General features: G+C 68.0%; 16 protein-coding genes. 8 read left to right on the top strand and 8 right to left on the bottom strand.

The window, feature by feature from the left end:
* The 4 genes from BO221_RS47720 to BO221_RS47705 all read right to left on the bottom strand — a co-directional run.
* The coding region (locus tag BO221_RS47720; protein WP_198956328.1) for a chemotaxis protein CheW at positions 1 to 127 on the bottom strand (127 nt) is incomplete at its 3' end.
* Positions 128 to 139: 12 nt separating this feature from the next.
* Positions 140 to 1840, bottom strand: a complete 1701-nt coding sequence (locus tag BO221_RS47715; protein ID WP_073567602.1) for a methyl-accepting chemotaxis protein — start codon at positions 1838 to 1840, stop codon at positions 140 to 142.
* A gap of 116 nt (positions 1841 to 1956) precedes the next feature.
* The gene (locus BO221_RS47710; RefSeq protein ID WP_233166585.1) at positions 1957 to 3336 is read right to left on the bottom strand and encodes a sigma-54 dependent transcriptional regulator; all 1380 of its coding nucleotides are present in this window, start codon (positions 3334 to 3336) and stop codon (positions 1957 to 1959) included.
* On the bottom strand, positions 3308 to 4492 hold the full coding sequence (locus BO221_RS47705) for a nitrogen regulation protein NR(II) (protein WP_158080046.1): 1185 nt from the start codon (positions 4490 to 4492) through the stop codon (positions 3308 to 3310). Before BO221_RS47705 ends, BO221_RS47710 begins: the two co-directional genes overlap by 29 nt.
* A 172-nt stretch (positions 4493 to 4664) precedes the next feature.
* Between BO221_RS47705 and BO221_RS47700 the strand changes: the two genes are divergently transcribed.
* On the top strand, positions 4665 to 4868 hold the full coding sequence (locus BO221_RS47700) for a hypothetical protein (protein WP_083682582.1): 204 nt from the start codon (positions 4665 to 4667) through the stop codon (positions 4866 to 4868).
* Between the two features lie 9 nt (positions 4869 to 4877).
* On the opposite strand, the gene BO221_RS47695 is transcribed toward BO221_RS47700, so the two are convergent.
* A complete protein-coding gene (locus BO221_RS47695) occupies positions 4878 to 6356 on the bottom strand; it encodes a potassium/proton antiporter (protein ID WP_073567599.1) in 1479 nt (492 codons plus the stop codon).
* Positions 6357 to 6510: 154 nt separating this feature from the next.
* Positions 6511 to 8262, bottom strand: a complete 1752-nt coding sequence (locus BO221_RS47690; protein ID WP_073567598.1) for a delta-60 repeat domain-containing protein — start codon at positions 8260 to 8262, stop codon at positions 6511 to 6513.
* An 84-nt stretch (positions 8263 to 8346) separates the two neighbouring features.
* On the opposite strand from BO221_RS47690, the gene BO221_RS47685 reads away from it, so the two are divergent.
* Positions 8347 to 10098, top strand: a complete 1752-nt coding sequence (locus BO221_RS47685) for a GTPase (RefSeq protein WP_073567597.1) — start codon at positions 8347 to 8349, stop codon at positions 10096 to 10098.
* Here BO221_RS47685 and BO221_RS47680 read toward each other — a convergent pair.
* Complete coding sequence (locus BO221_RS47680) at positions 10047 to 10775, bottom strand: SDR family NAD(P)-dependent oxidoreductase (protein WP_073567596.1); 729 nt, start codon at positions 10773 to 10775, stop codon at positions 10047 to 10049. The genes BO221_RS47685 and BO221_RS47680 overlap by 52 nt on opposite strands.
* Positions 10776 to 11239: 464 nt before the next feature.
* Here BO221_RS47680 and BO221_RS47675 point away from each other — a divergent pair, with 464 nt between their 5' ends.
* From BO221_RS47675 to BO221_RS47660, 4 genes are all read left to right on the top strand, one after another.
* Entirely contained in the window at positions 11240 to 14065 is a 2826-nt protein-coding gene (locus tag BO221_RS47675) for a serine/threonine-protein kinase (RefSeq protein ID WP_083682580.1), read from the top strand.
* Positions 14066 to 14090: 25 nt separating this feature from the next.
* Complete coding sequence (locus tag BO221_RS47670) at positions 14091 to 15080, top strand: PEGA domain-containing protein (protein ID WP_073567595.1); 990 nt, start codon at positions 14091 to 14093, stop codon at positions 15078 to 15080.
* Positions 15081 to 15088: 8 nt separating this feature from the next.
* Positions 15089 to 16606, top strand: coding sequence for a DUF4215 domain-containing protein (locus tag BO221_RS47665; protein WP_083682578.1), 1518 nt, complete (start codon positions 15089 to 15091; stop codon positions 16604 to 16606).
* A gap of 185 nt (positions 16607 to 16791) precedes the next feature.
* Positions 16792 to 17409: an acetoacetate decarboxylase family protein gene (locus BO221_RS47660; RefSeq protein ID WP_233166584.1), complete on the top strand. Its 618-nt coding sequence runs from the start codon at positions 16792 to 16794 to the stop codon at positions 17407 to 17409.
* A 9-nt stretch (positions 17410 to 17418) separates the two neighbouring features.
* Here BO221_RS47660 and BO221_RS47655 read toward each other — a convergent pair whose 3' ends face one another.
* Positions 17419 to 18075 (bottom strand): M23 family metallopeptidase, encoded by a 657-nt coding sequence (locus BO221_RS47655; protein ID WP_233166583.1) that lies wholly within the window; start codon positions 18073 to 18075, stop codon positions 17419 to 17421.
* Positions 18076 to 18335: 260 nt separating this feature from the next.
* Between BO221_RS47655 and BO221_RS47650 the strand changes: the two genes are divergently transcribed.
* Both BO221_RS47650 and BO221_RS47645 read left to right on the top strand, forming a co-directional pair.
* On the top strand, positions 18336 to 19793 hold the full coding sequence (locus BO221_RS47650; RefSeq protein WP_083682574.1) for an amidohydrolase family protein: 1458 nt from the start codon (positions 18336 to 18338) through the stop codon (positions 19791 to 19793).
* 23 nt (positions 19794 to 19816) lie between these two features.
* On the top strand, positions 19817 to 20278 hold the full coding sequence (locus BO221_RS47645; protein ID WP_073567591.1) for a TfoX/Sxy family protein: 462 nt from the start codon (positions 19817 to 19819) through the stop codon (positions 20276 to 20278).
* Positions 20279 to 20396 lie beyond the last annotated feature (118 nt).

Here is a 20396-nt window from a genome sequence, read left to right as displayed (position 1 = left end):
CCGGCACGCGTGTCACCGTGTCGTATTCGATGATCTCCTTCACCTGCAGGATTCCGAGCGCGTACTCCTCCCCGGCGAGGATGAAGCTGAGGTACTGCGAGGAGGCGGCGGGCGTCTGTGTATTCATCGCGGCGGGCACCTAGAAACGCTTGAACTCGCGGTCCTCGTCCGGGAGCGCGGCGGAAACAGGAGCGGAGGCGCGAGGCGCCGGGGCTCCAGGGTGGGCGAGCGCACCCGCCACCGCCTTCAGCCCATGCCCCGCGGAGTGGGCCGCCCCCGCGAAGTGCCCGCCCGCCGGGGGCCGGGTTCCCGGGCGCCAGGAGCGCTCGGGGCCCTCCGCCGTGCGGAAGAAGGACACCAACTGGCTGAGCGCCTCGGCCTGGGAGGACAGCTCCTCCGCCGTGGACGCCAGCTCCTCGGACGCCGACGCGTTGCGCTGCGTCACCTGGTCCACGTGCTGCATCGCCTTGTTCATCTGCGTGACGCCGCTCGTCTGCTCCACCGAGGCGGCCACCACTTCCTGCACCAGGTCCGCCGTCTTTCGGATGTTGGGCACCAGCTCTTCCAGCAGCTGTCCCGAGCGCGTCGCCACCTTCACGCTGCTCGTCGCCAGCCCCGAAATCTCCTTGGCCGCCGTCCGGCTGCGCTCCGCCAGCTTGCGCACCTCCGTGGCCACCACCGCGAAGCCCTTGCCGTGCTCTCCGGCCCGGGCCGCTTCAATCGCCGCGTTCAACGCCAGCAGGTTCGTCTGGTAGGCGATCTCCTCGATGATGGAGATCTTCTCCGCGATGGAGCCCATGGCCTCCACCGTCTCCTTCACCGCCCGGCCCCCCTCCTCGGCGTCCTTGGCGCCCTGAACGGCCATCTCCTCCATCTGCCGGCCGTGGCTGCGGTTCTGGGTGATGCTGGCCGTCATCTGCTCCAGGCTGGAGGTGGTCTCCTCCACGCTGCTGGCCTGCTCACTGGTGCCCTGCGACAGGCTCTGCGAGGAGGCGGACACCTGGGAGGAGGCCGAGGCGAGCGCACCGGCGCCCTCGCGCACCTCACCGATGACCTGGGAGAGCTTCTGCACCATGCGCTGCAGGGCCGCCAGCAACCGGCCCGCCTCGTCCTGCGTCTCCGAGGTGATACGGACGGTGAGGTCGCCCTCGGCGATGCGGTCCGCCACCTGCACCGCGTCGTTCAGCGGCCGCGAGATGACCCGGGCGATGAGCATGCTGAGCAGCAGGCCGATGAGCAGGCTGGCGCCCATGGTGGAGAGGATCCACCCCCGCGCGAGCGCATGGGTGGCGTCCGAGTGCTCCGAGGCCTTCCTCGAGGCCTTCTGGAGGACGACCACCAGCTCCTCCAGGTTTTTGTTGGCTTCCTTGTAGGCGGGCCGCGAGCGCTCGCGGTAGAGGGCGCGGGCCTCCTCATCCTGACCCGAGCGCGAGACCGCGATGACCTTCTCGTGCTCGTTCAGGAAGTTCTTCCAGTCCCGGGTGAACTCCTCGTACAGGCGCCGCTCCTCCTCCAACCGGATGAGGGCCTCGTACTTCGCCATGTACTGATTGATGCTCTCCTGCAGCTCCTGCAGCTCCCGCTCGTACTGGGCCATCTGCGCGGGGTCGTTCGTGAGGATGTGCTGCAGCCCGGCGATGAGGAAGTCCGAGGTATCGGTGTTCGCGTCCGAAACGTAGGCGAGGGCCGGCATCAGCGTGTCGGTCACCTCATCCGTCGCGTCGTTCATCACGTCCATTTGACGGAGAGCGAAGGCACCCAGCAGCAGCGTGAACGTGCTCAGGGCGAGGAAGGCGACGAGCAGCTTGGTGGCAATCTTCAGGTCGTGGAACCAGGTCATTGGGCGGGGCTGTCAAGAGCAATTTCCAAGCCATTGTCCTTTGGAGGACAAATCCTCGGAATCACAACCAGAAGCCCCGTCCCTCCGGCCCATGTCCAGGGTCCGGATTCCGGATTCTAGACTTTGGACGACAGGCCCAGGCTCTTGAGCTTCTGGTACAGCGAGCTGCGGGGAATGCCGAGCCGCCTGGCCGCTCGCTCCACGTGCCCGCCCTCGGCGGCGAGCACCCGCTCGATGTGGCGGCGCTCCACCTCCTGCAGGGTCAGGTCCAGCTCCGCGGCCTCGGACACGGGCTCCTTGGACTCCGGGGGCGAGGCCGAGAGCGCCCGGGCCATGGCGTGGTTGAAGCGCAGGTCATCCAGACGCAGGGTGGACGTGGAGGAGAGGAGCACGGCGCGCTCGAGCACGTTGCGCAGCTCGCGCAGGTTGCCGGGCCAGGGGTAGGCGCGCAAGGCGGCCTCGGCCTGGGGCGTGAGCTCCAACCCGGGGCGGCCCAGCTCGCGGGACAGCCGGGCGAGCATGTCCCGGGCGATGACGGGGATGTCCTCGGACCGCTCGCGCAGCGCGGGCAGGTGCAGCGGCAGGGTGCTGATGCGGAAGTACAGGTCGCAGCGGAAGCGGTGCGTGCGCACGAACTCGGCCAGGTCCTGGTGGGTGGCGGCGATGAGGCGCACGTCCACCGAGCGGTCCTCCACCTCGCCCAGCCGGCGGAAGCGCTTCTCCTCCAACACCTTGAGGAGCTTGGGCTGCACCTGCAGGTCCATGTCGCCAATCTCGTCGAGGAACACGGTGCCGCGGTGCGCCACCTCCAGCAGGCCCTGCTTGCGGCTGACGGCGCTGGTGAAGGCGCCGCGCTCGTGGCCGAAGAGCTCCGTCTCGAGGAACTGGGGCAGCAACCCGGCGCAGTTGAGCTGGACGAGGGGGCCCCCGCCCCGGGGGCCATTCAGGTGCAGCCACCGGGCGAGCACGCCCTTGCCGGAGCCCGTCTCGCCCTGGATGAGGACGGGGCTTTCACTGTCCAGCACACGGCGGGCGGTGGCCTCCAGCTCGCGGATGGCACGGCTGCCGCCGAGGAAGGGGTCGAGCTCCTCGGCGCGGCTGGCGGCCAGGGCCTGCTGCTGGCGGCGGGTCTGCTGGGCCTCCAGCAGGCGCTCCACCATCACCCACAGGGTGGGCAGCTCCACGGGCTTGGGCAGGAAGTGCTCCGCGCCCTGCTTGATGACCTGGATGGCGGCGTCGATGGAGACGTGCGCGGTGAGCACCAGCACGGGGATGGAGGGATCCAACGCCCGCATCTCCGGGAGCACGTCCATCGCGGTGCCATCCGCCAGGCGGTAGTCCAGCAGGACGAGGTCCGGCCGGTAGCCCCGGAAGAGCTCGCGCGCCTCGCGGCAGGTCTGCGCCTCGACGACCTCCACCCCATTGGCCTCGAAGAAGTGGCGGAGGCCGAAGCGGACCGCCGGCTCGTCATCGACTACCAGAATGCGTTTCTGCACTCGGCTCCCCCTCGGCCGGGAGATACACCCGGACCTCGGCTCCCCCCTCGGGTCCATTGCCCACGGAGACCGAGCCGTGATGCTCTTGAACGATACGTTTGACGATGGGAAGACCCAAGCCCACTCCACCGGGCCGCTGGGAGTAGAAGGGCTCGAAGACGCGGGGCAGGTGCCCGGGAACGAAACCGGGTCCCTGATCCACCACCGTGCATTCCACCCGGGCGCGCCCCTCGTCCACGAGCCGCCTCGCGGTGAGCCGCACGGTGGAGCCGCACGGAGAGTGTTGGAGCGCGTTGGCGAGCAGGTTCTGGAACACCTGGATGAGCCGGCCCGGATCCATGGGGACGCGGGGCAGCCTCGGCTCCACGCGCAGGGCCACATGCACCTCGCGCTCATGGGCGAGGGAGCCGGTGAGGCTCACGGACTCCTCGAGCACGCTGGAGAGCGAGCAGGGATGGAGCTCCGTGCCCGGCGGGCGGCCGTACGTGAGCAGCTCGTGCACCAGGTGGTGGAGACGGGACACCTCGCTGCGCAGCGTGGAGACGAAGGGCGCATGCTCCCGCGAGTGCCCGAAGCGCGCCTCGAAGGCATCCAGGGTGGCGGTGATGCCGAAGAGGGGGTTGCGCACCTCGTGGGCCACCCCGGCCACCAGCGAGCCCATGTGGGACAGCAGCTCGTTACGACGCAGCGCGTCCCGGGCCTCGCGCAGTTGGAGCTCGGTTTCCCGGCGGGAGGTGAGATCGCGCGCGAAGCCGGAGAAGCCCCGCAGCCGGCCATCCGGTTCGCGCAGCGCGGTGATGACGACGAGGGCGTAGAAGCGCGAGCCATCCCGGCGCACCCGCCAGCCCTCGTCTCGCACCCGGCCGTGCGCTTCCGCCTCGGCCAGCAGCCGCTGCGGCAGGCCCGCGGCGATCTGCTCCTCGAGGAAGAACACCGACAGGTGCTGCCCGATGACCTCCCCGGCGCCATAGCCCGTGATGCCCTTGGCCCCCGCGTTCCAGCTCACCACGCGGCCATCGGTCCCGAGGATGCAGATGCCGGCATCCTCCACGCTCTCCACCAGGAGGCGGAAGCTCTCGTCGTCGCCCGTCTGGGAGGCGGGGCGCGGTGGGCAGGGAGGAGCGCAGTCCGGCATGTCGGGTGATTGAAGCGGCATGAAGGGCTTGGATCCGATGGATTGAGGTGAAACCAACAGTGAAGAGCCGGAGGGCCATTCCACCCGGCCCGCCCAGCGCTCCTCGCGCTGCCCGCCCGGGCGGAGACCCCGGCACCTGCTCGCTGACCACGCGTCTTGCCCTCTTTCGAGCGGCGGTGTCATGAAGGAGGGCATGTCCTTCCTGCAGCAGGCGCTCATCTTCCTGGCGGCCGCGGTGGTTGCACAGCCAGGAGCTCTTCACCGCCACGGCGCTGCTCGGACCTCGTTCATCCACCACAAGGACATGAAGCAGCTCACCGGGCTGGCGGAGCAGGCGCGCCAGGACCTGCGGGAGCTCTTCGAGAAGGACGAGCAGAAGCAGAAGAAGCCGGCGTGAGGCGCCGGCTCACTCGTCCATCTGCTGGCCGAGCAGGAGGTGGACCTCGGCCAGCTCCGCGGGCTTGCAGAAGACGTAGACGTGGTCGCCGGGCAGCAGCTGGGTGGCACCCTTGGCGGGCACCAGATCCTTGCCGCGCACGATGAGCGTCACCACGGCGGAGCCGGGCAGCGGCAGCTCGGCGATGGTGGCGCCCGCCACGGCCGAGGCCGGGTCCACGTAGAAGGGCACCACCTCGCCGTCGAGCTGGTGCATGGACGTCAGCTCCAACGCGGCCGGGGGTGGAGGCGGCGCGAGCGAGACGAGCCCCAGCCGGCGCGTGAGCCACGGCACCGTGGAGCCGGGGATGAGCGCGTTGACCACCACGATGAAGAACACCACGTTGAAGATGGAGAAGGCGCCCGGTGCCTGGGCCAGCACGGGGAAGGTGGCGAGGATGATGGGCACCGCGCCGCGCAGGCCCACCCAGCCCACGTAGAAGGACTCCTTCAAGGGGAAGCGGAAGGGCAGCAGGCACAGCATCACCACGAGGGGCCGGGCGAGGAAGGCCAGCACCACGCTCACCCCGGCGCCCACCCAGGCCACCTCCACGAGCTTCGTGGGGATGGCGAGCAGTCCGAGCATGAGGAACATGCACACCTGGGCGAGCCACGCCATGGCGTCGTGCACGCGCAGCAGGCCGCTGCGGTAGGGGAAGGCCTGGTTGCCCATCAACACGGCGGCGACGTACACGGAGAGGAAGCCACTGCCCTCGAAGAGCGTGGGCAGCCCGAAGGCCAGGAAGGCCAGCGCCAGGGTGAGCACGGGGTAGAGGCCACCGGCGGCCAGGTGCACGCGCGAGAGCAGGAGCCGGCCCGCGTAGCCAAAGCCCACGCCGAAGGCCGCGCCCACCACCATCTGCACGGCGGCATGCAGCAGGATGTGCCAGTCCAGGGGATCCCCGCTCACGAGCGCCCCGGTGAGCGCCATGGTGAGGATGACGGCCATGGGATCGTTGAGGCCCGACTCCAGCTCCAGCGTCACGCCCACGCGGCGCTTGAGGTGCAGGCCGCTGCCACGCAGCACGGAGAAGACGGCCGCCGCGTCCGTGGAGGACACGATGGCCCCGAGCAGCAGCGCCTGGTTCCACTCGAAGCCGAAGAGGTGCGCGGCCACACCGGTGACGAGCGCCGTGCCGATGACGCCCACGGTGGCCAGCAGCGCCGCGGGCTTGAGGCCGTGGCGCATGGCGGACAGCGGGGTGTTGAGGCCACCATCGAAGAGGATGAGCACCAGCGCCACGGTGCCCAGGCGGAAGGTGAAGCCGTAGTTCTCGAAGGCGATGCCGCCGACGCCCTCGGAGCCCCCCAGCACGCCCAGGAGGATGAAGAGCAGGGCCACGGGGACACCGAAACGTCCGGCGGCACGGCTGAAGAGCGCGCTCCCGCCCATCAGCACGCCGAGCGCGGTGAGCAGGAAGGCCGTCGCCGTGGGCTCGTAGAGCTGCATTCCCGGACGCCTCTAGCATGGAGCCATGCCGGAGAGGCGCCCGTTCCGTGGGGGAAGGGCCGGAATGCCCGGTGGCGGAAGCTCGCCCGCCCCCGGGAGTGTGCACCGGCGTACTCCCTGGCGAGGCCGGGCCCGCCTCGGCCTGGACCCGGCCTCAGTAGGGCCAGAAGCGCGTCACGAAGGGGGCCTCCGTGGGCTGCTCGGGCGAGGTGCGCACACCGGCCACCCGGAGGAAGCCGTCGGCATCCAGCAGGGCGGCACCAGGCTTCTCCTCACCCGGCAGATCGGTGCGGTGCGTGCGGAGCGTGACGCCAATCTCCGACACGTGCACGACGCCGATTCCGGACCTGCCCGCGGCGTCCTTGCTCCAGGTGGCCGCGACGAGCTGCCCACCCGGGAGGACCCCCGTGCCCGCCAGCGTGTCGTTCTGGCCCGCCTTGAGGAAGCGGTAGCCCGACGAGGCGAAGGTCGTGTCGTTATCGCCGCCCGAGGTGATGCGCGCCAGGAAGACCTCGGTCTCGCCTGTCGCGCGCGTCATCTGTCCGCCCACCACGAACTTCCCGTTGGACAACAGGTGCAGGGTGCGGGGCACGAGATCGATGCTGGACCAGGTGGAGAAGTAGTCGAAGGACACGTCCAGGGAGCCGCTCGTGGTGAAGCGCTGCATCACCATGTCCCGGTTGGTGTTCCCCTGCGCCGCCGTCACCACCAACCTCCCATCGGCCTGGATGACGAGCCCCATGCCCTCCTCGTTCGTGCCCAGGTCCCTCGAGACGACCCCATCTCCACCGAAGGTGTTGTCGGCGGCACCCGTCGGACTGATGCGCATGAGCAGGATGTCCTTGTCATCGTGCTGCGCGGTGCCCGCCCCCACGATGCGTCCCTGCGAGTCCACGGCGACGGCGTGCAGCACGGCGGGGGTGATGGTGGAACCCGAGGAGATCCGGAAGGTGAGCACGCCGGTGCCTCCGAGCGTGGTGTCCGGGGCGCCGGTGGACGTGTACCGGGCGAAGAGCACGCTCTGGTACCGCGTGTCCGAGCAGTTCCCCGTGGCGGCCATGGCCGCGCCCGCGACGAGGATCCGCCCATCCGGCAACACGGTCACGGCATCGAGGAAATCGTCGCCCCCGCAGATGTCGGTGACGACGACACCGTTGGTGCCGAACGAGGCGTCCGGCGTCCCATCGGCAAGCAGCCGTGCCACCAGCACGTCCCTCAGCCCCGTGGAGCCAGTGGAGCCCACGAGGATCCATCTGCCATCCGGCTGCACGGCCATGACGTTGATGGACACCGCCGGGTGACCCAGCCCGGGCATCGCGATGCCGTTGCTCCCGAAGGCGTTATCCAGGGCGGCCTGTCCAGGCTGGATGTCCAGGGTCAGTGCGTGCTCGACGCGCTTGCCGCCACCTTCGCCCACGACCTTGACGGGAATGTGTCCGTAGGCGGCGAACTCATCCAGGGTGAAGTCGAGTCTCCCCGCGTTCACCGTTTCGGCGATGGACACGGGAGCCACCTGGACGTGCGGCGGAAGCCCCTCGACGGAGAGGGCCACGCTTCCGGTGAACGAGGACTGGCGGGTCACCCGGACGTCGAACGGGAAGAAGCGCTCCGGCTCGAAGCGAAGCGACTGCTCCGCGTCCGCCTGCATCGTGAAGGGAGGCGGAGGTTCCACGCCAGCGTCTGGTTCGGGGTCCACGATGCCAGAGTCCGGCTCGCCCGCATCCACCTGCGTGCCGGCGTCGGGCCGCTGCTGTGGCTGGCCCGCGTCGGGCCTGGTCGACGGGGGAGGCGTGCCGGGGCAGGCCATCGCGCCCAGGGCCATGAGCATGAGGGAGAGCAGCATCGCCAACGGGTGCCGCGATGCAGTGAAACCGGAGGACGGAGAAGAAGTCTCTAGGACGTGCATGCCCGAATCATGAAATGAAGCGCACCAACATCGGTATGGATTTTGGACTGTGCACCGGCGCGCTCCTTGGCGAGTCTACGGCCCGTGAACGACGCCCTGCCCGACCCTGACGCGCTCCAACCGCTGCTCTCCGCCGCGCTGGCCCTGCCCGCCCTGAAGCCCCAGGCGGCCCGGCTCGAGCGGCTGCGCCAGGACTACGCGCGCGGCCTGGATCGCAAGGACGCGCCGCTCACCGTGGCCCTGGTGGGCGCCACCGGCGCGGGCAAGTCCACCCTGCTCAATGCCCTGGCCGGACAGGCGCTCGCGCGCGAGGGCGAGGACCGGCCCACCAGCACCGCCGCCACCGTCTTCGCCCCCGAGGGCGCCGGCCTGGAGGACCTGGCCCGCGTGGGTGCCCGGGTGGTGCGCTACACGCCGGGCCCCCAGGGCCTGTGGAGCGGCCAGGTGTTCATCGACACGCCGGACCTCAACAGCGTGGCCACCACGCACCGCGAGGTGGCGCGCGCGGCCCTGGAGCGCGCGGACGTGGCGCTGGTGGTGATGCACCGGGGCAGCGTGGCCGAGGCCACCCAGGCCGAGTTCCTCGCCGATTTCGCGCGGCGCCGCTCGCTCGTGTTCCTCATCAACTTCGCGGACGAGCTGTCTGCCGACTCGCGCGAGGCCCTCAAATCCCAGGCGCGGCGGCTGGCCGCGGAGCAGTACGGACTGGCGCTGGAGTCGGTGCCCGTCTTCGCCATCAGCGGCCGGGCGGCGCAGCGGGGGGAGGACCCCTCCGGCGAGTTCGGCGCCTTCCTCTTCCACCTCAAGTCCCTGGGCACGCAGGCGGTGGCCGAGCGGGTGCGGCGCTCCAACGCGCGGGGTGCGCTGGAGGAATTGGCCTCACGGGTGGATGCGGCGCTGAAGGAGACGGAGGACACACTGGCCCGGACGCGCGCGGCGCTGGAGTCGGGGCTGGCGCGCACCTCGGAGGGACTGAGGACGGACTTCGAGGCGCGGCTGGAGCTGGCGCAGGGCCACCTGGCCTCGGAGGTGCGCAACCAGGCCGCGGGGCGCTTCTGGGGCCCGGCGGCGTGGGGCATGCGGCTGTCCTACGTGGGGGCAGGAGGCCTGGGCGCGGCGACACTGCTCGCGCGGCGCAGCCTGCCAGTGGGACTGGCGGTGGCGGCCACCTCCACGGTGCTGGACGCGGTGCGGGACAAGACGCGCGCCCGCGCGGCGGAGACGGCGGTGGTGGAGCCCTTCGAGGACGACATCGCGGTGGAGGGAGCGGCGCGCGCCTCGCTGACGGAGGCCCGGAGCCTCGCGCACGCGAGCGGCCTCGCCCCGGAGTCCCTGGGCCTGCCGGACGTGGACACGGTGCTGGCGGAGCTGAAGTCCGCGCGGGCGAGCGCCTGGCGCTACACCATCACCACGGCGGTGGGAGAGACGGTGGCCCGCTGGTGGCGCACGGCGCGCTGGCTGCTGCTGCCGCTCATCAACCTGCCCCTGCTCGCGCTGCTGGGGCACGTGGGCTACCGCGTGGTGCGCGCGTACATTGAAGGCCCGCTGCTGGGCCTGGACTACTTCATCAACGCGGGAGCCCTCTTCGCCCTGCTGGCGGGAGGTGGGGCCCTGCTGGCCTCGGCGAGCCTCGCGGGCACCACCCGGGGCGTGCGCCGCGCGGGCCTCGAGCACTTCCTCGCGCGGCTGGGCGCGCTCGGCACCCGGTTGGGCGAGACGGTGCAGGACAGCCTACGTCCCCCGCGCGAGGCCGCCCGCGCCCTGCTCGCCCTCACCCGGACGGCTCACACCGCCGTCCAACCGCCGTCGACGTCGAGCACCATGCCGGTGGCGTAGGCGCACGTGGCCAGGAAGAAGGCCGCGTCGGCCATGTCGTTGGCCGTGCCCGGACGCTTCATGGGGATGTTGTTGGAGAGCCCGGCGAGGAACCCGGGTACCGCCTCGGACGGGACGCCCCAGTCGATGGCCGTGTCACGGGTGAGCCCCGGCGACAGCACGTTCACCCGGATGCCCTTGGGCGCCAGCTCGATGGCGAGCGAACGCCCCATGGCGTTGACCGCGCCGCACAGGCCCGCTCCACCCGCGTAGTTGGCCAGGGCCGCGTGGCCGGCGATGCCCGAGCAGAACATGATGGAGCTGCCCGGCTTCATCTTCGGCACGGCGTAATGACAGGCGGAGAGCTGTCCGAAGAAGCGGCCCTCGAACAGTTCGCGCCAGGACTTCGTGGGAACCTGCTCGACCGCGCCGAACACCGCTCCGCCCGCGCACGTCACCAGGATGTCGGGACTCTCCACGGAGTCGATGAGCCGCTTCACCTGGGCCTCGTCGGCGACATCCGTCTGCACCGCGCGGGCGTTGCGCCCCAGTTTCGCCACCGCCGCCTCGAGCCGCTGCATGCTCCGCCCGGCGATCACCACCTGAGCCCCCTCGCGAACGAAGCGCTCGGCGATCCCGAGGCCAATGCCAGAACCTCCACCCGTGATGATGGCCGTTTTTCCTTCCAGTGCGCCCATGCGTCCCTCCAAGTGTTGTGTTGCGGAATGAGAAGTAATGGTGACTGAAACACATTCGCCAGTCAGATTTATTTCCAATAATTCACATCGCACGTTGGCACGCGAGGTGCTCTTCGCGCTCCGTCTGGATTGAACGGACAACACTGTTCCTGTACCGAGGTCGGGGATAGGCGAGGGAGCATCCATGCCCATCATGTCGGTGTTGTTGCCCCACAACGGACACGGAAGGCTCCCTGGGGGGCAGGTGGATGGGGATGGGCGGCTGGGAGGCCGGTAAAGCCAGAAGAGGTACATCCCATGTGCGAGCCCGCTGAAGCAGGCTGCTCCCGCATTCACTGACAGCCCGGGTTGGAGCAGCATCTCCTGTAATCCATCTCACAATACGGGCATCGGCCAGCACGAGGCCGGTGCGGCAGGAAGCGTGCGTTCCCGTCTGGGAATGCCGCCTCGGGAGTGGGGCAGACATGAGCAAGCACGCGAGCAGTGCCCTGCGCATCTCGCGCACGGGCCTGGAGGCGGTGTCACGGGAGAGGGGTCTCGCGCCGGGCACGCGCATCCAGCATTACGAGCTCATCCGCGAGCTGGGCAGCGGCGGCATGGGCACCGTCTGCCTGGCCCGGGACACGCGGCTGGGCCGGCGCGTGGCCATCAAGTTCCTGCACACCGAGGACCCGGACCTCACCAAACGCTTCATCCTCGAGGCGCGGGCCACGGCGCGGTGCAGCCACGAGAACATCGTCATCATCTACGAGGTGGGCGAGCACCAGGGAAGCCCCTTCATGGTGCTGGAGTACCTCCAGGGCCAGCCGATGAAGAAGCTCATCGCCGGCCAGCGCCTGCCGCCTTCACGCGCGGTGGAGTTGATGGTGCCGGTGGTGCGGGCGCTGGCGTGCGCGCATGAGCAGGGAATCGTCCACCGGGACCTCAAGCCCGAGAACATCCTGGTGACGGACTCGGGCGCCATCAAGGTTCTGGACTTCGGCATCGCCAAGGTGCTCCAGGGCGAGGAGCCCTCGATAGGGGCCGCCACGGACACCTTCGTGGGGCTGCTCGAGGATGACGGCGAGGAGCTCACCCGCCGCGGATCCATCCTGGGAACCATGGCGTACATGTCCCCGGAGCAGTGGGGCAACGGGGTGGCCATCGATCACCGCACGGACATCTGGGCGGTGGGCATCATGCTGTTCCGGATGCTGGCGGCCCAGCACCCGCTGGGCAGCATGGGGGGACCGCAGCTGGCGGTGACGGCGCTGCTCGACGAGCCGATGCCCCGCCTGCGCGAGGTAGTGCCAGACGCCCCGCCGGAGCTGGCGGCCATCGTCGACCGGTGTCTGCTCAAGCACAAGGAGGAGCGCTTCCCGGATGCGCTGTCATTGCTGCGGGCCCTCGAGCCCTTCCTGCCCGGCCGCTACAACCGCGAGCAGCGCATCGACGAGAGCCCCTACGCGGGCCTCAGCTCCTTCCAGGAGGCGGACGCGGACCGCTTCTTCGGCCGCACGCGGGAGATCGCGGCGCTGGTGAACCGTATTCACAACCGGCCGCTGCTGGCGGTGGTAGGGCCCTCGGGCACGGGCAAGTCGTCGTTCGTGCGCGCGGGCCTGGTGCCGGTGCTCAAGCGCTCGGGCACGCCATGGGAGGCGCTCGTCATCCGCCCCGGCCGCAACCCACTGTCGGCGCTGGCCAACATGATGGCGCCGCTGGTGAGCTCGTCGGACTCGGTCGAGCAGGATCTCAAGGAGCAGAAGCTCCTCATCGAGCACCTGCGCAACGAGCCCGGCTACGTGGGCAACGTGCTGCGCAGCCGGGCGAGGCGGACGCAGCACCACATCCTGCTCTTCGTGGACCAGTTCGAGGAGCTTTACACATTGGTGCCGGATGCGAAGGAGCGGCTGGCATTCACGGCGTGCCTGCTGGGCATCGCGGATGACGCGACCTCGCCCATCCGGGTGGTGCTCTCCATCCGCTCGGACTTCCTGGACCGGGTGCCAGAGGACGAGGGCTTCATGGCCGAGCTGAGCCAGGGCCTCTACTTCCTCACACCGCCGAACCGAGAGGGATTGCGCGATGCACTGGTGCAACCGGCGGAGCGAGCGGGCTACCGGTTCGAGACGCCAACGATGGTGGACAACATGTTGGAACACCTGGAGTCCACCCAGGGCGCGCTGCCGCTGCTCCAGTTCGCCGCGACACAGCTATGGGAGTCGAGAGACCCGGCGCGCAAGCTGCTCACCACGAGCGCCTACGCGGCCATTGGAGGAATCGCAGGTGCGCTGGCCAGCCATGCCGACAGCGTGCTCACGGGAATGTCCACGCAGGAGCGGACCCTGGTGCGCTCGCTCTTCCTGCGGCTGGTGACGCCAGAGCACACGCGTGCCCTGGTGTCGGCGGACGAACTGCGCGAGCTGACGAAGGACACGGGGGAGATGCAGCGAATCATCGACCACTTGGTGCAGGCACGACTGCTGGTGGTGCAGACGGGAGGCGGGGCGACGGGCGCGACGGTGGAGCTCGTCCACGAGTCGCTCATCCATAGCTGGCCCACGTTGAAGCGCTGGCTGGACGAGGGCCAGGAGGACGCGGGCTTCCTGGAACAACTGCGCAACGCGACCCGGCAATGGCAGGCGAAGAAATTCGACAACAACCTGCTGTGGCGCGGCGAGATGGTGGAGGAGGCCCGGCGCTTCCAACGCAGGTACCGGGGGGAACTGCCGCAGTTGCAGCGAGACTTCCTCGATGCGGTGTCCGCCCAGGAGGTCCGAGCCACGCGGCTGAAGCGGGCGCTGGTCGTCGGCTCCACGGTGTTCCTGGTGCTGCTGGTCATCGCCGCGGCGGTGGCACTGGTGATCATCCGCACGTCACAGCAGGAAGCCGAGCGCCAGGCGGAGGTAGCACAAGCGGCCGAGGCGGTGTCACGCAAGGCGGAGCTCATGGCGCGCGCGGCGGAAGCAACGGCACGCGAGGCCGAGCTACAGGCGAAACAGCGTCTGGCCGAAGTGCAGGCCAAGGAGCTGGAGCGACAGAAAGCACAGCAGGAGGCGGAGGATTTCAGTGAACAACTGGCACGCGCCAACAAGAACCTGCTCGGCTCGAACAGCAGGCTGAAATCAGCGCTGAAGAGCGCATGGTGGGCCCAGCAGCGCGCCAAAGCCGCCAAGAAACGCGCCGAGGAAAAGGCCCTGGAGGCGCGCCGAGCCAGGGAAGAGGCCGAAAGACTGCTGCAACGCGAGAAGAAACGCGTCGAAGACCTGGAGCGGGACATGGGCGGGTTCATCAAGGACTTGAAGGATTGAATCGAGGGTGACCATGAGAAACCTCATGAGAGAGACCAGACCTGGTCTTGGCATCGTGGTGACCGTGCTCGCGCTGTGGACGAACGTGGCGGCCGCGCAGACCCAACAACTCGTGGGTGGCTCAAGCCGCTGGGCCCAGGGAGTCAGCCAGGAGGAGCAGAAGACCGCGCGCGAGCTGTTCTACGCGGGAAACGTCGCACTGACCGAATCCATCTTCACCACAGCCAGTGAGAAATACGTCAAGGCACTGCGTCACTGGAACCACCCGGCCATCCATTACAACCTCGCATTGGCGTTGATGAAGCTCGACCGGCCTATTGAGGTCTACGAACACCTGACGTCGGCGATGAACTACGGGCCTGAGCCCCTGGGCAAAGACAAGTTCGAGAACGCCACCCGGTATAAGGAACTCCTGGACACGCAACTCGTGCGGCTGACCATCTCCTGCGATGAGCCCGGCGCCAGGGTGACGTTGGATGGCCAGGTGCTTTTCGAGGGACCTGGAAAGCATCAGGGGCTGGTGCGCCCCGGAACCCACAGCATTGTCGCGGTCAAGGAGGGCTACATGACCTCGGACAAGAGCCGCCCCCTGATGCCCGGCGAGAAGGTGACGATCTCCTTAAGACCGTATGTCCCTGTGTACAAGACGCGGTGGCCCGCGTGGATGCCCTGGGCAATGATGGGCTCAGGGGTAGCCATAGCCGCAGGCGGAGGCCTGCTGCACCAGCAAACCAGCAAAAATTACGGCGTCTTCGATAGCGGCATACGGTGGTGTGGAGGTTGCGATCCAAACACCAATGGCCTCGCGGTTGCGCGAGCCCGGGGAGATCAGCTCCAGAGGGCCGCATTTGGTGCCTATGCACTAGGAGGAGGAGCTCTCGCCACTGGGGCAGTACTGCTCTACATCAATCAGTCCCGGCTCATCCCCGTAGAGCCGAACCTGGAAGCGGAGACAGTGAGCATCAGCCCCATCCTCGGCAGCACCAACGGCGCCCTAGCCACCTTCCGATTCTGAGGTGCACGATGCGAAAAGAGTTCCTTTCTTATGTTCGCCCTGGGTTTATCTCTATCCTGGCCGTAACATTCCTAGCGCTGCCGCTCCAATCTTGTCTCCAGCCAACGAGCGTTGATTGCGGCCCCGACTTCACCTGCCCTGCGGGAATGAAGTGCGCCGCCAAACAGGACAAATGCATCGAAGATGATTGCGGCGACAACATCGTCCAACCAGGAGAGGTATGCGACGATGGCAACATCATCGACGGCGACGGCTGCAGCTCCAAATGCCATTCACTGGAACTTTGCGGGAACGGAATCGCAGACAAAGGCGAAACCTGCGACGACGGCAAAGAAAACGGCCAAAAGAACAAATGCAACAAAGAATGCACAGCCATCACAGGATGCGGAAATACCGTAAAAGAAGATGGAGAGGCCTGTGACGAGGGCACAAAGAATACCGCCACCTGCAATAGAGACTGCTCTCCACCGCGCTGTGGAGACGGCCTTATCAATGAGGCCGCAAACGAAGAATGCGAGCCCAGTGATGCCGACCCCTTCTGCAACATCAATTGTACGCACGGCTTTTGCGGCGATGGCATCGTGAACCTCAAGAAAGAGGAATGCGACAGCGGCAAGGGCATTTCACATGGCAAATCTGCGCTCACATCAACCTGCAATGATGACTGCACCATCCCTCGTTGCGGTGACGGAATTATCAACAAAGCCGCAGGCGAGGATTGCGAACCCAGCGACACCGACCCCTTCTGCAACATCAATTGCACATACGGCTTTTGTGGCGACGGCCTCGTAAACCCCAAAAAGGAGGAATGCGACGGCGGCAAAGATGGCAAGGCTGCAAACACGGCAACCTGCAATATCAATTGCACCCTCGCGCGATGCGGTGACGGCTATGTCAACAAGGCCGCAGATGAAGAATGCGAACCCAGTGTTGATTCATCATGCAATGCCAACTGCAAACTCACGAACTGTGGTGATGGTGCATGGGACTTCTGGACAGAAGCCTGCGACGACGGAAATACCGACGATTGCGGCACATGCAGTCGCCTCTGCGACTCGTATCAAGAGGTGCTCCGAGCAACAGGCTCAATAGCATTGCTACCGCATGAAGGAATCTCGGACGGCAATTTACTCTCCATCACAACCACCTCCTCCGACGGCGAAGCAAAAACTACCGTATTCGAGTTTGACAAAACGCCCCCAGGAACCTCAAGCCCAAGTCACATCAGAATTGACATCAACAACTTGAGTGATTCAGGGAAAATAGCCACCAAGATCGCTAACGAACTCAACATCCAAGCGCCCGAAACCAACGTTTCAGCGTCCAAGGTGAAATCGAACACCGTGAGCCTCCAGCACAAATTCATGGGCACTATTGGTAACGAGACCAGCATCACCACTACATCCAAGGGCCTCTATGTAATGGGGTTGAGCGATGGCGTGGGAGTTGGCTGCTCGGCGGGGATTGGCTGCAAGTACAACATGGATTGCAAGTCCGGTGTGTGTGATTCGGGGAAATGCAAGTAGACAGAGCGAACCATGAACGGGACTTCAGACCCATGAAGTACCGTTCCAAAAGCAGAATCGGAACAACCAAGCTCCGTGCACCTTCTCGCAAGCGAAACACCGTGGACATCCAGCCTTCGTCTTCTCCCCAAACGGGGCCCGTCGACTACCCGCCCGCGCCGTGGCTCTTGCGTGGGCAGGCGTACATGTCCGCATGGAGCGTGCCCGTCCATCGGTGCTCGCTCCGGGTGGACCCCGTGTTCGAGCCCCTTGTCATCGCGGGCCGCATGTTCGTCACCGGGGCCTTCGTGGACTACGAGCCTGGCAGCACGCTGACGTATGGCGAGTTGGCCATGGGCATCGTCGTGAAGCAGCGTGGAGCCCAGCGCTACGGCGCAGCCACACCCCTCATCTGGGTGGACAGTGAGCAGTCCCTGCGCGGTGGACGCGCGCTGTGGAATCTGCCCAAGGAGATGGCTCGTTTCGAGCTCGACCGGCGTCCTCCCGGCGGCGGATTCTCCGGCGCCGCGTGGGATGAGCGGGGGCGGCTCCTGGGGAAGGCTCGCTTCGAGCTCCTCCCCGGCCTGCCTCGCCGCGTCCGGCTGCCCTTCTCCCTGCCGGACCTCTATTCCATACAGGGCCAGGTGGGCGAGACGCAGGACTCCTTCTCCACCTCGCTCCGGCTGCTCCGGGGCTCCTGGTCCATTCCCAACAGCAGTCCCATGACCGCGCTCGGCCTCGCGGGCCAGAAGCCTCTACTGAGCTTCTGGATGCGTGACTTCGCGCTCACGCTCCCAGCGGCCACGCCCGTGGCGCACCGCTGACGGAGAGCGCTAGCGGGAGCCGCCCGCCCCATCCGAGGCGCGCGCCTCGGGCTGCTGCTCGCGCTGACGGGCCGACTCGGAGGCCGTGCGCGAGACCTTCTCCAGGATGGAGCGAGCCCCGGACGGGATACCACCGGCGGCCTGCTCGCCATCTCGCATCACGTCCGTGGCGGGCGCGAGCGGCTCGTTGGCACGCGGATCGTTGGCGGCCATCACCGGCATGTCCTGGTTCTTCCCACACGCGGGCGCCGCGATGAGCGTGTCGCGCACCGGATCCCCATACCCCGCGATGAGCGCGGGAACGGAGGGGTTGTTCCACCCGGTGCCCGCCGCACGGGCCACCTTGAAGTGCAGGTGCGGACCGCAGGACCAGCCCGTGTTGCCCGAGTAGCCCAGGAGCTGCCCCCTGCGCACCTGCTCGCCGGGCTTCACCACCACGGCACTGAAGTGCAGGTACTGCGTCTCCAGGCCACCCTCGTGGGCGACCACGACGTAGTTGGCGTACTGCGCCATCTTCGGGTCACACGCACCCTGCGTGCTGTCTCCGCGCGCCATGCGCACCGTGCCGTCCTCGGCGGCCACCACCGGCGTGCCCACGGGCATGCGGAAGTCCCAGGCGTACGTGTCGTTCTGCAGGTGGCTGCCCGTGTCGTGCCCCTGGCTCACCGGAAACACACGGCCACAAGCGAAGGGAACGCCAATCTCGGGTGCCACGGTGTTGCGAGCAGGGGGAACTGCCGGAGCGGAAGCGAGAAGAAAGAGCGTGGGCAGGATCATGGGTAGGCCGCGCGAAAACGACGGGAGCCCCTTGTACTATTCCAAACCATTTCCGGTCCCGCTGCTCGCCCGCTCGCCCCGGGAACAAGCCAGCAGGCAGGCGTGTTGGGGCCGCGCCCGGGCATCCCGGGAGAGGGGGAGCACACCACATGCGGCGAGAGACCTGGCGGCCACACCCGGTAGTCATGGGCCTGACACTCTTCATGACGGCCTGCGGCACGACCCACCCGTCCGTGAAGGCGGAGCCCCTGGCGAAGGACACGGTGGCCTTCGTGGACGTGAACGTGGTGCCCATGGATTCCGAACGCTTGCTCGCCCACCAGACGGTCGTGGTGCGGGGGGAGCGAATCATCGCCCTGGGACCGGTGGACACCACCCCGGTGCCCGCCGGCGCCGCGCGGGTGGAGGGCCAGGGGCGCTACCTGATGCCAGGGCTCGCCGACATGCACCTTCACCTGGTGCCGGGCACCGGCCAGCCCGAGGACCCCGCCGGACAGGTGCTCGCCCTGCTGCTGGCCAATGGTGTCACCTCGACGCGGGCACTGGGCGGCCCCAAGGACACCTCACGGCTGGTGAGGGACCGCGTGGCCCGCGGCGAGGTGCTCGGACCCACGCTGCGTGTCGCAGCGCCCTCCATGCACGGCAAATCCGTGCAGGGCCCCGAGCAGGCACGCCAGCGGGTGCGTGAGTACAAGGCGGCCGGCTATGACCTGCTGAAGACGCACGGCTCGCTCGGCCGCGAGACGTACGACGCCATGATGGCCGAGGCGCGAGTACAGGGGCTCGCGGTGAGCGGCCACGTGACGCCAGACGTGGGCCTCTTCCACGCGCTCGAGTCGGGGCAGCAGATAGAGCACCTGGATGGTTACCTGAACGAGCTGCTGCCGGAGAACGACAGCGCGCGCCAGCAGGTGGGCCAGGTGGAGGTGGGTGAGCCCCTGGAGCGGATGGAGCCGGCGCGCATCCCCGCGCTGGCGGAGGCCACGAAGAAGGCGGGCGTGTGGAGCTCGCCCACGCTGGCGCTCTTCGAGACGGTGACGAACCCCGAGGGAGTGGAGGCCCTGCGCGCGCGTCCGGAGCTGCGCTACGCGAAGCAGTCCTCCGTGGAGGCGTGGACGCAGATGCTGGCCAATGACCCGCAGATGGTGAACGCCCCGGCCGAGCGCGAGCGCAAGTTCGCCGAGTTGCGGCGGCAGGTGACGCGCGGGCTGTACACGGCGGGGGCGAAGCTGCTGGTGGGCTCGGACTCGCCGCAGCTCTTCATGGTGGCGGGCTTCGCGGTGCACCGGGAGATGGAGTCACTGGCGGCGGCGGGGATTCCGCCCTACGGCGTGCTGGAGGCGGCCACGCGCAACGCGGCGGAGTACCTGGGCGAGGCGGGCACCTGGGGCACGGTGGCCGAGGGCCGGCGCGCGGACCTGCTGCTGCTGGAGGCCAACCCGCTCCAGGACGTGAAGCACACGCGGGACATCGCCGGGGTGATGGTGCGCGGGAAGTGGCTGCCGAGGAGCGAGCTGGACGCGATGCTGGAGCGCACGGCGGTGGTGGCCAACGCGCCACCCCGGGTGAACAAGGGCGTGGTCACCGCGACGTCCGCGGCCCCATGATGGGGTGAAACGGAGGACACCGCATGGCGCGCATGGACAGCTACGTGGAGTACACGCTGGAGTTGTTGGAGCCGCTGGGCCCCGTGCAGGCGCGCGCCATGTTCGGTGGGTGGGGCCTGTACCACGCCGGGAGGATGATGGGCCTCATCATCGAGGACCGGCTCTACCTCAAGACGGATGACACCACGCGCCCCGCCTTCGAGGCCGCGGGAGGCGAGCCCTTCGTCTACGACGCGGGCAAGGGCCGCAAGCCCGTCACCATGTCGTACTGGACGCCTCCCTCGGACGCGAGCGACGACGCGCACGCGCTGCTGCCCTGGGCCCGCCGCGCGGTGGAGGCCTCGCTGCGCGCCGCGCAGAAGAAGCCCGCCGCGAAGAAGAAGTCAGCTCCGGCGAAGGCGAAGACGGCCACGCCGAAACAGACGCGGGCGAAAAAATCCGTGACGAAGAAACCCGCGGCGAAGAAGACCTCGCGACGCGCGTGAAGGTGGCCGCTCGCCGCCTGGACGGGCAGTGAAGCTGTCCGGAAGTGGGATGGCGTCCCAGGAGCGGACACGACGCGCGCGGACGAGCGGACGGCGGCGTCGCGTGGCAGGCTACGGG

Source organism: Archangium sp. Cb G35 (genome assembly GCF_001896145.1).
Lineage (GTDB): Bacteria > Myxococcota > Myxococcia > Myxococcales > Myxococcaceae > Archangium > Archangium violaceum.
This window is presented reverse-complemented; position numbering and strand designations above follow the sequence as displayed.

Bases quoted from the DNA above. Each gene is read 5' to 3' on its own strand.
- BO221_RS47690 (WP_073567598.1), bottom strand. From the start codon at position 8,262: ATGCACGTCCTAGAGACTTCTTCTCCGTCCTCCGGTTTCACTGCATCG.
- BO221_RS47645 (WP_073567591.1), top strand. From the start codon at position 19,817: ATGGCGCGCATGGACAGCTACGTGGAGTACACGCTGGAGTTGTTGGAG.
- BO221_RS47670 (WP_073567595.1), top strand. From the start codon at position 14,091: ATGAGAGAGACCAGACCTGGTCTTGGCATCGTGGTGACCGTGCTCGCG.
- BO221_RS47695 (WP_073567599.1), bottom strand. From the start codon at position 6,356: ATGCAGCTCTACGAGCCCACGGCGACGGCCTTCCTGCTCACCGCGCTC.
- BO221_RS47705 (WP_158080046.1), bottom strand. From the start codon at position 4,492: ATGCCGCTTCAATCACCCGACATGCCGGACTGCGCTCCTCCCTGCCCA.
- BO221_RS47660 (WP_233166584.1), top strand. From the start codon at position 16,792: ATGTCCGCATGGAGCGTGCCCGTCCATCGGTGCTCGCTCCGGGTGGAC.
- BO221_RS47650 (WP_083682574.1), top strand. From the start codon at position 18,336: ATGCGGCGAGAGACCTGGCGGCCACACCCGGTAGTCATGGGCCTGACA.
- BO221_RS47665 (WP_083682578.1), top strand. From the start codon at position 15,089: ATGCGAAAAGAGTTCCTTTCTTATGTTCGCCCTGGGTTTATCTCTATC.
- BO221_RS47680 (WP_073567596.1), bottom strand. From the start codon at position 10,775: ATGGGCGCACTGGAAGGAAAAACGGCCATCATCACGGGTGGAGGTTCT.
- BO221_RS47700 (WP_083682582.1), top strand. From the start codon at position 4,665: ATGTCCTTCCTGCAGCAGGCGCTCATCTTCCTGGCGGCCGCGGTGGTT.
- BO221_RS47675 (WP_083682580.1), top strand. From the start codon at position 11,240: ATGAGCAAGCACGCGAGCAGTGCCCTGCGCATCTCGCGCACGGGCCTG.
- BO221_RS47715 (WP_073567602.1), bottom strand. From the start codon at position 1,840: ATGACCTGGTTCCACGACCTGAAGATTGCCACCAAGCTGCTCGTCGCC.